The organism is Streptomyces spiralis, assembly GCF_014654675.1.
GTDB classification, from domain to species: domain Bacteria; phylum Actinomycetota; class Actinomycetes; order Streptomycetales; family Streptomycetaceae; genus Streptomyces; species Streptomyces spiralis.
In genome coordinates, this window is record NZ_BNBC01000012.1 from 114,018 (window position 1) to 126,278 (window position 12,261).

14 protein-coding genes are annotated in these 12,261 nt (G+C 72.3%); 13 read left to right on the plus strand and 1 reads right to left on the minus strand.

Annotated elements, in window-relative coordinates; all coding sequences use genetic code 11:
• Nucleotides 1–58: 58 nt before the first annotated feature.
• The 12 genes from rplS to IE318_RS15125 all read left to right on the plus strand — a co-directional run bounded on the left by rplS (nt 59) and on the right by IE318_RS15125 (nt 10,229).
• The gene (gene rplS, locus IE318_RS15070) at nt 59–409 is read left to right on the plus strand and encodes a 50S ribosomal protein L19 (RefSeq protein WP_030168262.1); all 351 of its coding nucleotides are present in this window, start codon (nt 59–61) and stop codon (nt 407–409) included.
• A 74-nt stretch (nt 410–483) separates the two neighbouring features.
• Nucleotides 484–1,215: a signal peptidase I gene (gene lepB / locus IE318_RS15075; protein WP_189900562.1), complete on the plus strand. Its 732-nt coding sequence runs from the start codon at nt 484–486 to the stop codon at nt 1,213–1,215.
• Nucleotides 1,208–2,299 (plus strand): signal peptidase I, encoded by a 1,092-nt coding sequence (lepB, locus tag IE318_RS15080; protein WP_030168256.1) that lies wholly within the window; start codon nt 1,208–1,210, stop codon nt 2,297–2,299. Before lepB (IE318_RS15075) ends, lepB (IE318_RS15080) begins: the two co-directional genes overlap by 8 nt.
• Nucleotides 2,187–3,203, plus strand: coding sequence for a signal peptidase I (gene lepB, locus IE318_RS15085; protein ID WP_189900564.1), 1,017 nt, complete (start codon nt 2,187–2,189; stop codon nt 3,201–3,203). The genes lepB (IE318_RS15080) and lepB (IE318_RS15085) overlap by 113 nt, the downstream gene beginning before the upstream one ends.
• 169 nt (nt 3,204–3,372) lie before the next feature.
• Entirely contained in the window at nt 3,373–4,149 is a 777-nt protein-coding gene (gene lepB / locus IE318_RS15090) for a signal peptidase I (RefSeq protein ID WP_189900566.1), read from the plus strand.
• Entirely contained in the window at nt 4,139–4,651 is a 513-nt protein-coding gene (locus IE318_RS15095) for an NUDIX hydrolase (protein ID WP_189900568.1), read from the plus strand. Before lepB (IE318_RS15090) ends, IE318_RS15095 begins: the two co-directional genes overlap by 11 nt.
• A 56-nt stretch (nt 4,652–4,707) precedes the next feature.
• Entirely contained in the window at nt 4,708–5,016 is a 309-nt protein-coding gene (locus IE318_RS15100) for a DUF2469 domain-containing protein (protein WP_030168242.1), read from the plus strand.
• Nucleotides 5,017–5,126: 110 nt separating this feature from the next.
• The gene (locus IE318_RS15105; protein WP_107473269.1) at nt 5,127–5,522 is read left to right on the plus strand and encodes a YraN family protein; all 396 of its coding nucleotides are present in this window, start codon (nt 5,127–5,129) and stop codon (nt 5,520–5,522) included.
• On the plus strand, nt 5,522–7,144 hold the full coding sequence (locus tag IE318_RS15110; protein WP_189900570.1) for a YifB family Mg chelatase-like AAA ATPase: 1,623 nt from the start codon (nt 5,522–5,524) through the stop codon (nt 7,142–7,144). Before IE318_RS15105 ends, IE318_RS15110 begins: the two co-directional genes overlap by 1 nt.
• Nucleotides 7,141–8,427 (plus strand): DNA-processing protein DprA, encoded by a 1,287-nt coding sequence (dprA, locus tag IE318_RS15115; protein ID WP_189900579.1) that lies wholly within the window; start codon nt 7,141–7,143, stop codon nt 8,425–8,427. The genes IE318_RS15110 and dprA overlap by 4 nt, the downstream gene beginning before the upstream one ends.
• A gap of 268 nt (nt 8,428–8,695) precedes the next feature.
• Nucleotides 8,696–9,538, plus strand: coding sequence for an RNA polymerase sigma factor WhiG (gene whiG, locus IE318_RS15120; protein WP_189900581.1), 843 nt, complete (start codon nt 8,696–8,698; stop codon nt 9,536–9,538).
• A 133-nt stretch (nt 9,539–9,671) separates the two neighbouring features.
• Entirely contained in the window at nt 9,672–10,229 is a 558-nt protein-coding gene (locus IE318_RS15125; protein WP_030168226.1) for a TetR/AcrR family transcriptional regulator, read from the plus strand.
• Between the two features lie 92 nt (nt 10,230–10,321).
• Here the strand turns inward: IE318_RS15125 and IE318_RS15130 are convergent, their stop codons facing one another.
• Nucleotides 10,322–10,969, minus strand: coding sequence for a murein hydrolase activator EnvC family protein (locus IE318_RS15130; RefSeq protein ID WP_189900584.1), 648 nt, complete (start codon nt 10,967–10,969; stop codon nt 10,322–10,324).
• Between the two features lie 299 nt (nt 10,970–11,268).
• On the opposite strand from IE318_RS15130, the gene rpsB reads away from it, so the two are divergent.
• A complete protein-coding gene (gene rpsB / locus IE318_RS15135) occupies nt 11,269–12,174 on the plus strand; it encodes a 30S ribosomal protein S2 (protein ID WP_189900586.1) in 906 nt (301 codons plus the stop codon).
• The last annotated feature ends 87 nt before the right edge of the window (nt 12,175–12,261 follow it).

The following is a 12,261-nucleotide window of genomic DNA, read 5'->3' on the forward strand; positions in this document are numbered from 1 at the left end:
CGGAAAACCCCCTAGTTTCCGCTGATGACCTGTGGCATCGGCGAAGAAAGCAGACGAAATGTCTCACCTGCTCGACTCCGTCGACGCCGCGTCGCTGCGCAGCGACGTCCCGGCCTTCCGCCCGGGCGACACCGTCAACGTCCACGTCCGCGTCATCGAGGGCAACCGCTCCCGTGTGCAGCAGTTCAAGGGCGTGGTGATCCGCCGCCAGGGTTCCGGCGTGCGCGAGACCTTCACGGTCCGCAAGGTCTCCTTCTCCGTCGGCGTCGAGCGCACCTTCCCGGTGCACACCCCGATCGTGGAGAAGATCGAGCTCGTCACCCGGGGTGACGTGCGCCGCGCCAAGCTGTACTACCTCCGTGAGCTGCGCGGCAAGGCCGCGAAGATCAAGGAGAAGCGCGAGAGCTGAGCGCTTTACGCGCGCCGGACAGCACCACGGGTCCGGCGCGGGTTCTCAGCGGGGCGGGATAGCATTCCGCCCCGATGGACACCGAAGCACAGTCGACGGAGCGCGACCGCTCCTCCCGCCCCTCCGACGCCGGAGCCGAACAGGCTCCCGGTGCGCGGGGGCCGGAGGACCGGTCGCGTTCGTCGTTGGTGGCAGGGATCACCGAATGGCTGCCCGGTGGGCGGATCACCCTGACCGTGCTGATCTGCCTGGTCTTCGTCCTGCTCCTCAACACGTTCGTGCTGCAACCGTTCCAGATCCCGAGCGGATCCATGGAACAGGGATTGAGGATCGGGGACCGCGTTCTCGTAAACAAGTTGGCGTACCGTTTCGGAGCCGCGCCGCGGCGCGGCGATGTCGTCGTGTTCGACGGCACCGGCTACTTCGGGCACGCCGACTACATCAAACGCGTTGTGGGTGTGGGGGGTGACCATGTGGTCTGCTGCGACAAGGAGGGCAGGATCGAGGTGAACGGCCGGCCGGTCGACGAGTCGACCTTCCTGTACCCCGGCGACCGCCCCTCCACGGTGCCCTTCGACGTCGCCGTGCCCGACGGGACCCTGTTCGTCCTCGGTGACCACCGCAGCGACTCCAGCGACTCCCGCGACCATCTGGGCTCCCCGGGCGGCGGCATGATCCCCGTCGGCGACGTCGTCGGCCGGGCCGACTGGATCGTCTGGCCCTACGGCCACTGGACCCACCTCACCCGCCCCGGTGCCTACGCGCGCGTGCCGGCCGCCGACCACGCGGACGGCGCCCATGGGTAACCGCGGCAAACCACGTGGCGCGCCGGTCAGCGCCGCCGACGAGCTGCTGCCCACCGGGGCCCGGCGCGCCGGCGGTCCGGCCGGCGGCCGCACCCGCGCGGAGCGGCGCAAGCTGCAGCGCAAGGTCAAGCGCAAGCGCAGGCGCTCCGCCGTCCGGGAGATCCCTCTCCTGGTCGGCGTCGCCGTGCTCATAGCCCTGGTCCTGAAGACCTTCCTCGTGCAGGCCTTCGTGATCCCGTCGGGCTCGATGGAGCAGACGATCCGCATCGGCGACCGGGTGCTGGTCGACAAGCTCACCCCGTGGTTCGGCTCCGAGCCGCAGCGCGGGGACGTGGTCGTCTTCCACGACCCGGGCGGCTGGCTGGCGGGCGAGCAGACCACGAAGAAGAACGACCCGGTCGGGGTCAAGCAGGTCAAGGAGGGCCTGACCTTCATCGGCCTGCTGCCCTCCGACAACGAGAAGGACCTCATCAAGCGGGTCATCGGCGTCGGCGGCGACCACGTCAAGTGCTGCGACGCGCAGGGGCGGGTCACCGTGAACGGCGTTCCCCTGAACGAGGGGGACTACATCTATCCGGGTGACACGCCCTCGGAGCAGCCGTTCGACATCACGGTTCCGCCGGGACGGCTGTGGGTGATGGGCGACCACCGGGGCAACTCCGCCGACTCGCGCGCGCACCGCAACACGCCGTACGGCGGCACGGTCTCGGAGAAATCCGTCGTGGGCCGGGCCATGGTCATCGGCTGGCCGCTCGGCCACTGGAGCACACTGAAGGAGCCGAAAACCTTCGCCGCCGTGTCCGACGCGGCGGCCGGGTCGACCGCCGCCGCCCGCCTGTCGCATAGGGTTGCCCCGGACGATCCCAACAGATCGGTTCAGCTCCCGACCCCTGCGGAACTCCCGCTCGTTATGGGAGTGGTGGGCCTGCGCCGGGCGTGGCGCGGGCAGCGGCACGGAGTAAGGAGTTGGCGTGGGGGATGTGGCGGTTGGCGCACGGTCCGGCAGCGACGGCGAGGAGCACCGCGGACACCCCGTGGATGCGGCGGCCCGCCCCGCGCACCCCGCCGTGGCCTCCGGGAGTGAGAGCGAAGCGGCCGAGGACGACAGGGTGACCGAGCACAACCAGACCGATGAACACGGGACCGGCGAGACCACCTCGGAGGCGAGGAAACCCCGCTCCTTCTGGAAGGAACTGCCGATCCTGATCGGCATCGCGCTGGTGCTCGCGCTGCTGATCAAGACGTTCCTCGTCCAGGCGTTCTCCATCCCGTCCGACTCGATGCAGGACACCCTGCAGCGCGGTGACCGGGTCCTGGTCGACAAGCTGACCCCCTGGTTCGGCTCCGAGCCCGACCGCGGCGAGGTCGTCGTCTTCCACGACCCGGACGACTGGCTGGCCGGTGAGCCGACGGCCAAGCCCAACGCCCTGCAGACGGTGCTCAGCTGGATCGGCCTGATGCCGTCCGCTGAGGAGAAGGACCTGATCAAGCGAGTCGTCGGCGTCGGCGGCGACACCGTCGAGTGTCACGGCACCGGGCCCCTGATCGTCAACGGCAAGGCGCTGGAGGAGTCGTCGTACGTCTACCCCGGCAACACGCCGTGCAGCCAGGACGACCAGGGCGGCCAGTTCAAGGTGACCGTGCCCGCCGGCTACATCTGGGTCATGGGCGACCACCGGCAGAACTCCCGGGACTCGCGCTACAACCAGGCCGACAAGAACCACGGCATGGTCCCGGTCAAGGACGTCGTCGGACGCGCCATCGTGCGGGCCTGGCCGATCAACCGCTGGGGCACCCTGCCCGTGCCCGACACCTTCGACCAGCCGGGTCTCGGCCAGCAGCAGCCCTCGGCCGCGGGCGCCCTGACGGTGGCCCCGGGCGGCGTGGCGCTCAGCGCGGCCGTACCGCTGGTGGTGTGGCGCCGCAGGCGGACCGCGAAGGCCGAGAGCGGCACGGGCGACAGGACGACGGCCGCCGGGAGCCGCTGAGGGCCCTTCGGCGGGGGCGTTCCGCGTGTACGGGCCGCGTCCCCTGGGCGGGGCCTGGCGGTGAAGCCGCTCGTGGCGCCCCGCCCTGTGTGAAGCCGCCGTGGAGCTCTTCCCCGCAGGCACGGCAGGGGCTGCCCCGCCTGGGTACCGCCCGGTAGGGTGCGGGTCCATGGGTGGCGAGAGCACGACGCGTACGGCCCCGCGCAGCGGCGGCACAGGCACGGGCCCGGCGGGCGGCAGGACGGGACAGAGACTGTCCGGACTGGCCGTGGCGCTGGGTCTGGTGCTGTTCCTCGGCGGATTCGCGTGGGCGGCGGTGGTCTACCGGCCGTACACCGTCCCCACCAGTTCCATGACGCCGACGATCGCCATGGGCGACCGGGTGCTCGCCCAGCGCGTCGACGGCGACGAGATCCGCCGCGGTGACGTCGTCGTCTTCTACGACAAGAGCTGGGTGTCGAACGCGCCCGTGGTCAAGCGCGTGGTGGCCGTCGGCGGTGACACGGTCGCCTGCTGCACGCAGGGCAAGCTGACCGTCAACGGCAAGCCGATCGACGAGCCGTACCTGAAGGGCGGCGTCGCCGAGGACAAGAACATCCCGACCGTGAAGGTCCCCGAGGGCCGCCTGTTCCTGCTCGGCGACGAACGCCAGGGCTCCCTTGACTCCAGCGCCCACCTCGACGACGCGGCCAAGGGCACCGTGGCCCGCGCCGACGTGACCGCCCGGGTCGACGCCGTCGTCTGGCCCATGAAGGGCATGCTGGAGCGCCCCACCGGCTTCGAGCAGCTGGGCGCCCTCTCCCGGCCGGGACCGCTGCGCACGATCGTCCTGCTGGTCGTCGTCGGCGCCGTCCTGGTCCTCGCCGGTGGCGCCTACGGTCCGATCGCCAAGCGGCTGGGCCGCTCCCGTGCCCGCGCCCGGACGGAGCCGGCCGGTGCTTGCTGAGACCCAGGACGTGGCCGGCGACGGGCTGCGCAAGGTGGCCCGGGTGGTCCTGCTCGACCCCGCGGACCGCATCCTGCTCCTCCACGGCCATGAGCCGGACGATCCGGCCGACGACTGGTGGTTCACGCCGGGCGGTGGCCTGGAGGGCGAGGAGAGCCGCCAGGAGGCCGCTCTGAGGGAGCTCGCGGAGGAGACCGGCATCACCGAGGTCGAGCTCGGGCCGGTGCTGTGGCGGCGCCGGTGCTCCTTCCCGTTCGCGGGCCGCCGCTGGGACCAGGACGAGTGGTACTACCTGGCCCGTACGACCCAGACGGCGACCGCCGCGACGGCCCTGACGGAACTGGAGCGGCGCAGCGTCGCCGGAGCGCGCTGGTGGACGTGTCAGGAACTGGCCCGGGCACGTGAGACGGTGTATCCGACCAGACTCGCCGAGCTGCTGCGCACACTGCTCGACGAAGGTCCTCCGGCCGGGCCCGTGACTCTGGACACCGAAATCGTCTAGGGGCTCGCGGGACTGGCGCACAATGGGGGGACCGTACGGCTGAAGGGGAACATGCCATGAGCGCCGAGGACCTCGAGAAGTACGAGACCGAGATGGAGCTCAAGCTCTACCGGGAGTACCGCGATGTCGTCGGTCTGTTCAAATTCGTGATCGAGACCGAGCGGCGCTTCTACCTCACCAACGACTACGAGATGCAGGTGCACTCGGTCCAGGGTGAGGTGTTTTTCGAGGTGACGATGGCTGACGCCTGGGTGTGGGACATGTACCGGCCGGCCCGGTTCGTGAAGCAGGTGCGTGTCCTCACGTTCAAGGACGTGAACATTGAGGAGTTGAACAAGAGCGACCTGGAGCTGCCCAGCGGGTGACGGCCGTGGGGCGGCGGCGGACCGTGGTGGGGAAGACCACTCGTGTGAGTGACGGAGTTGTCCACAACCGGTGAGTAGCCCACCAAGATCCACTCCGCCGGGCCGGTTGCGTGACCGTTGGCGCCGGAGGTGGTGCCGACATGAGCAAAGCACGCAACGGACTCGGCAGGTACGGCGAGGACCTCGCCGCCCGCCGGCTGGCCGGAACCGGCATGACGGTCCTGGAGCGCAACTGGCGCTGCGGCAGGACCGGTGAGATCGACATCGTGGCCCGGGACGGGGACGTCCTGGTCGTCTGCGAGGTGAAGACCCGCAGGGCGGGCACCTTCCAGCATCCGATGGCCGCGATCACACCGGAGAAGACCCTGCGGCTGCGCGCGCTGGCGGAACGCTGGATCGCCGCCCACGGAGGAGCACCCCCGGGCGGCGTCCGCATCGACCTCGTCGGCGTCCTGCTGCCCCGGCGCGGCGCGCCCCGCGTCGAGCACGTACGGGGGGCGGCCTGATGGGATTCGCGCGTACGTGCTCCGTGGCCCTCGTCGGCGTCGAGGGCGTGGTCGTCGAGGTCCAGGCCGACCTCGAACCGGGTGTCGCCGCCTTCACCCTGGTGGGGCTGCCGGACAAGAGCCTGACCGAGAGCCGGGACCGGGTGCGGGCGGCGGTGGTCAACTCCGGTGCCGAGTGGCCGCAGAAGAAGCTCACCGTCGGACTCAGCCCGGCCTCCGTGCCCAAGGCCGGCAGCGGCTTCGACCTGGCCGTGGCCTGCGCGGTGCTCGGTGCCGCCGAGCGGATCGACCCCCGGGTACTGGCCGACGTCGTGATGATCGGGGAACTCGGCCTGGACGGCCGGGTGCGGCCCGTGCGGGGCATCCTCCCGGCGGTGCTGGCCGCCGCGGACGCCGGCTATGAACAGGTGGTCGTGCCGGAGTGCGCGGCCGCCGAGGCCTCACTGGTGCCCGGAATCTCCGTGCTCGGCGTCCGCAGCCTGCGCCAGCTGATCGCCGTACTGACCGACGAACCCGTGCCCGAGGAGGACCCGGACGAGCAGGGACGGCCCGATCCGTTCCTCGCCGGGCTGCGCGTGCCCGGCACCGGTGCGGCCACCGGCATGCACAGCGTGGGCGCCGGCCAGCACGACCATGGGCACGACCTCGCCGACGTCGTCGGCCAGATCTCCGCGCGCACGGCGGTGGAGGTCGCCGCGGTCGGGGGACACCACCTGTTCCTGGAGGGACCGCCCGGCGCGGGCAAGACCATGCTCGCCGAGCGACTGCCCGGGATCCTGCCCCCGCTCGGCCGGCAGGAGTCCCTGGAGGTCACGGCGGTCCATTCGGTGGCCGGGCTGCTGCCACCGGGCAAACCGCTCATCGACCTCGCCCCCTACTGCGCGCCGCACCACTCCGCGACGATGCAGGCACTCGTCGGCGGCGGACCCGGCGTCGCCCGCCCCGGCGCCGTCTCCCTCGCCCACCGCGGCGTGCTCTTCCTGGACGAGGCCCCGGAGTTCAGCAGCCACGCCCTCGACGCCCTGCGCCAGCCCCTGGAGGCCGGGCACGTGGTGATCGCCCGCAGCGCCGGGGTCGTGCGTTTTCCCGCGACGTTCCTGATGGTGCTCGCGGCCAACCCGTGCCCCTGCGGCCGGTTCTCGCAGCGCGACAGCCTGTGCGAGTGCCCGCCCTCGGCCGTCCGGCGCTACCAGGCCCGGCTCTCCGGACCGCTGCTCGACCGGGTGGACCTGCGGGTCGAGGTCGACCCGGTCACCCGGTCGGAGCTCACCCGCGACGCCCGGGGGGAGTCCACGGCGGCGGTGGCCGACCGGGTGCGGGCCGCCCGGGAGCGCGCGACGGCACGGCTGGCCGACACGCCCTGGCGGACCAACAGCGAGGTGCCGGGGCGTGAGCTGCGCAGCCGCTGGCACGCGGCGGCCGGCGCGCTGGACGAGGCGGAGCGCAATCTGGAACGCGGTGTGCTCACGGCCCGCGGACTCGACCGGGTCCTCCGGGTCGCCTGGACGGTGGCGGACCTCGCCGGCCACGACCGCCCGGACGCCTCCGACGTCGCCCTGGCACTGCAACTGCGCACCGGGGTCCCCCGCGGCGTACCCATGACCATCGGGACACCCGCATGACCCCGCAGCGGAGCGCCGGGGGCGGGCGGAACGCCGAGCGTGACGCGGACGGCGGGCGTGGCCCGGACGGCCGGCGTGGTGCTCATGGCGTGCCCGGCCCTGCCGGCGGGCGTGGCCCTGACGGCGGCCGTGGCGCCGATGGCGGGCGTGAGCTGCTTGCCCGGGTCTTTCTCAGCCGGGTCGTCGAGCCGGGGGACGAGACAGCAGGGCGGTGGGTGAGGGAACTGGGGGCCGTGGCCCTGGTGCGGCGGTTGCGGGAGGGCGCGCCGCGGCTCGCCGGGGTGTCCGACAAGCGATGGGCCGGACTGTGCGCACGGGCCGCGCGGGCCGATCCCGAACGGGACCTCGCCGTCGCCCGGGACGCCGGGGTGCGGTTCGTGCGCCCCGGCGACACCGAGTGGCCCGCCCAGCTCGACGACCTGGGCGACGCCCGCCCCACCGGACTGTGGGTGCGCGGCCGGGCCAGCCTGCGGATGTGGGCGCTGCGGTCGGTCGCCCTGGTCGGCGCCCGGGCCTGCACCGAGTACGGCGCCCACATGGCCGCCTGCCTCGCCGCCGGGCTCGCCGAACGCGGCTGGGTGGTGGTGTCCGGGGGCGCCTACGGAGTCGACGGCGCCGCGCACCGCGGCGCGCTCGGCAGCGGCGGTGCCACCGTCGCCGTCCTGGCCTGCGGCGTCGACCGGCCCTATCCACGCGGGCACACCGAGCTGATCAACAGGATCGCCGAGCAGGGACTCGTGGTCGGGGAACTGCCTCCCGGCGACCACCCGACGCCGAACAGGTTCATCGTCCGCAACAGAGTCATCGCGGCCCTCACCCGCGGCACGGTGGTCGTGGAGGCCGCCTACCGCAGCGGTTCGCTGGTCACCGCCCGGGCCGCACAGCGGCTGGGCCGTCACACCATGGGGGTGCCCGGCCCGGCCACCAGCGCGCTCTCCGCCGGTGTCCACGAATTGCTGCGCGGCGGGGCGGCGCTGGTCACCGACGCCGCGGAAGTCGTCGAGCTGGTCGGCGACATGGGCGAGCTGGCCCCGGACCGGCGCGGCCCCGTTCTCCCGCGCGACCTGCTGGAACCGGAGGCCCGGCAGGTCCTGGCCGCGCTCCCCGGGCGCGGCGCGGCGGACGCGGCCGAGATCGCCCGCGGCGCCCGGACGACGCCGGACGACGCGGTCGCGAGACTGTACGAGCTCCGATCGCTTGGTTACGTCGAACGACATGGCGACGGATGGAAGTTGACACGCCAGGCGATGATCTCCGTCCGGGCCGGCCGGGAGGGGTGCTGACCGAGCGTGTTCGACCGTCCGGGGGAACGCCGACGCCTGCGTAAATTCCCGCAGTTGGGCGTTTCGCCGGTCACCCAGGGTGACGCGGCTGACCCGGTGGAGCGCCCTGCGGAACGAATCTGCGCACGCCCCGCGCCCCGCCGTTCGCGCACCGCGACACTCCAGTCACGCTACGCTCACGTGGTTCCGATACAGAAACCCGATCCCCGACCCATACGACAACTCACCCAGGAAGCCGCACCCACGGCAGAACGGCACAAGGCGACGAATGCCCCAGCACACCTCCGGCTCCGACCGGGCGGAGATCCCCCCAGCCGCCCGCGACGGTGGCAGCGTGCGGCCGCCCGCTCCCTCGACGCTCGACGAGCTGTGGCGGTCGTACAAGGCGACGGGGGACGACCGGCTGCGTGAGCAGCTGATCCTGCACTACTCACCCTTGGTGAAGTATGTGGCGGGGCGGGTGAGCGTGGGCCTGCCGCCCAACGTGGAGCAGGCCGACTTCGTGTCCTCGGGGGTCTTCGGGCTGATCGACGCGATCGAGAAGTTCGACATCGACCGGGAGATCAAGTTCGAGACCTATGCGATCACCCGGATCCGGGGCGCCATGATCGACGAACTGCGCGCACTGGACTGGATCCCCCGCTCGGTGCGGCAGAAGGCGCGGAACGTCGAGCGGGCGTACGCCACGCTGGAGGCCCGGCTGCGGCGCACCCCGTCGGAGAGCGAGGTGGCCGCCGAGATGGGCATCGCGGTCGACGAACTCCACGCCGTCTTCAGCCAGTTGTCACTGGCCAACGTGGTGGCGCTGGAGGAGCTGCTGCACGTGGGCGGTGAGGGCGGCGACCGGCTGAGCCTCATGGACACGCTGGAGGACACCGCCGCCGACAACCCGGTGGAGGTGGCCGAGGACCGGGAGCTGCGCCGGTTCCTGGCCCGGGCGATCAACACCCTGCCCGAGCGGGAGAAGACCGTCGTCACGCTGTACTACTACGAGGGCCTCACACTCGCCGAGATCGGCAACGTGCTGGGAGTGACCGAGAGCCGGGTCAGCCAGATCCACACCAAGTCGGTGCTGCAACTGCGCGCCAAGCTGGCGAGCTTCGGCCGCTGACCCCGCCGGGCCTGATCCGTGGGCCTGATCCGCGGGCCCGACCCGCGGGCATGACCCGCCGGGACCCGGGCCGCCCCGACCCGGGTGGCGCCTCCGTACAGTGGTCGACGTGCCAAGGATTCGAGCGGCCTCCGTGGCCGAGCACCGGTCGATGCAGCGAGCCGCCCTGCTGGACGCGGCGCGGACCCTGCTGTCCGAAGGCGGGACGGAGGCGCTGACCTTCCCCGCCTTGGCCGAGCGGACGGGGCTGGCGCGGTCGTCGGTGTACGAGTACTTCCGGTCGCGGGCCGCCGTGGTCGAGGTGCTGTGCGAGGTCGACTTCCCGGTGTGGGCCGCGGAGGTCTCGGCGGCGATGGCCGCGGCCGACGGCCCGGCGGCCAAGGTCGAGGCGTACGTCCGCAAGCAGCTGGAACTCGTCGGGGACCGGCGGCACCGGGCCGTGGTGGCGATCTCGGCGAGCGAGCTGGACGCGGGGGCGCGCGAGAAGATCCGCGCCGCGCACGGCGAGCTCGTCGCGATGATCGTCGAAGCGCTGGGGGAGCTGGGCCACGGGCAGCCCCGGCTGGCGGCGATGCTGCTGCAGGGCGTGGTGGACGCGGCCGTGCGGAGGATCGAGCTGGGAGCCGCGGAGGAGCCCTCGGTCGTGGCGGAGGCGGCGGTGGGGATGGCGCTGCGGGGGGTACGCGGCTGAGGTTGTGCGTGCTAGGGGGTGTCTCGTCGATCAGGGCGGATCAGGGAGCGGTGCCAGGCGCCGCGAGCCCGGCATGATCGACGAGACACCTCCTAGGTCGGCAACGGCACGCCCAGTACCGGCAGCAGCCTCGGCGGAGCCGGGTTCAGCAGCCACGGGGGGAGGAGCAGGAGGGGGTTCAGGTACGCCCCTCCTCTCAGCAGGCCCCAGTGCAGGCAGCCCGTCGCGCAGTGCGAGGCGCCGCCCGGTGCCGTCTGCTCCACCGTGCCGAGCGCCTCGCCCGCGTCCACCTCATCGCCCTCCCTCACCGCGGGGCGCACCGGCTCGTAGGTCGTCCGCAGGGGAGGGGCGCCCGTACCCGCCAGCTCCACGGACACCACGCCCCGTCCCGCCACCGGGCCCGCGAAGGACACCCGGCCGGCCGCCACTGCCCGTACCGGAGCACCCGGTGGCGCCGCCAGGTCCACACCCCGGTGCCCGGGGCCGTACTCCGTCGCCGGCGGCTCCCAGCCGCGCAGCACCGGCGGACGTACCCCCACCGGCCAGAAGCGGCCCACCGCCGCCGGCACCGCCCCGTCCGCTGCCGCCGCCGGCCTGGGCGTCTCCACTGCCACCCGCCCGGCAGCCCCCTGCGGAGCCGGAGCACCGCCCCCGCCCGCCCATGCCACCGACGCGAGCAGGGCCACCACCGTCCCCAGCAGCAGTCCGAGCCGCACGCCCACCCGTCGTTTCCCGCCCATTGCGCACATGGCCCCACGGTCCCGCACCCCCGCCGCACCCCGCCGGAGCCTGTGGACAACCCGGCGGTTGTGGACAACTCACCGGTTGTCGGTAGCGGCGTCACCCGGCGCCTCCCGGGTCCCGTACACTTCTGATGGCGATCCGGGTCACCGGGTCGACTTCGCACGCCCCGACACTCTGGCCGGCAACGGCCGGTGTCAGCGCCCCTCGGTCCTTCGTGGCACGGCGCGCCGCGGGCGTCAGGCGCGGAAGCCGTCCGGCATCCGCGGCACAACCGAGAAACTCAAGGAGAACGGCCATGGCCGTCGTCACGATGCGGGAGCTGCTGGAGAGCGGCGTCCACTTCGGTCACCAGACCCGTCGTTGGAACCCGAAGATGAAGCGCTTCATCTTCACCGAGCGCAACGGCATCTACATCATCGACCTGCTCCAGTCGCTGTCGTACATCGACCGCGCCTACGAGTTCGTCAAGGAGACCGTCGCCCACGGCGGCACGGTCATGTTCGTCGGCACGAAGAAGCAGGCGCAGGAGGCCATCGCCGAGCAGGCCACCCGCGTCGGCATGCCCTACGTCAACCAGCGCTGGCTGGGCGGCATGCTCACCAACTTCTCGACCGTCTACAAGCGCCTGCAGCGCCTGAAGGAACTCGAGCAGATCGACTTCGAGGACGTGGCCGCCTCCGGCCTCACGAAGAAGGAGCTGCTGGTCCTCTCCCGCGAGAAGGCCAAGCTGGAGAAGACCCTCGGCGGTATCCGCGAGATGCAGAAGGTGCCCAGCGCCGTCTGGATCGTGGACACCAAGAAGGAGCACATCGCGGTCGGCGAGGCCCGGAAGCTCAACATCCCGGTCGTGGCCATCCTCGACACCAACTGCGACCCCGACGAGGTCGACTACAAGATCCCGGGCAACGACGACGCGATCCGCTCCGTCACCCTGCTCACCCGTGTGATCGCCGACGCCGTCGCCGAGGGCCTCATCGCCCGCTCCGGCGTGGCCGCCGGTGAGAAGGGCGAGAAGGCCGCGGGCGAGCCGCTCGCCGAGTGGGAGCGCGATCTGCTCGAGGGTGAGAAGAAGGCCGAAGAGGCTCCGGCCGCCGAGGCCGAGAAGCCGGCCGAGGCCGCCGCTGCCGAGGCCCCGGCTGCCGCTGCTGCCGAGGCTCCGGCCGAAGAGGCCCCGGCCGCCGAGGGCGAGCAGCAGGCCTGACCCGTCAGCGTCAGTGTTGACGGCGGGAGCGGTGCATGAAGTCCGCTCCCGCCGTTCACCCGTAGGTCAGCGGCGCGTCAGCGGGCC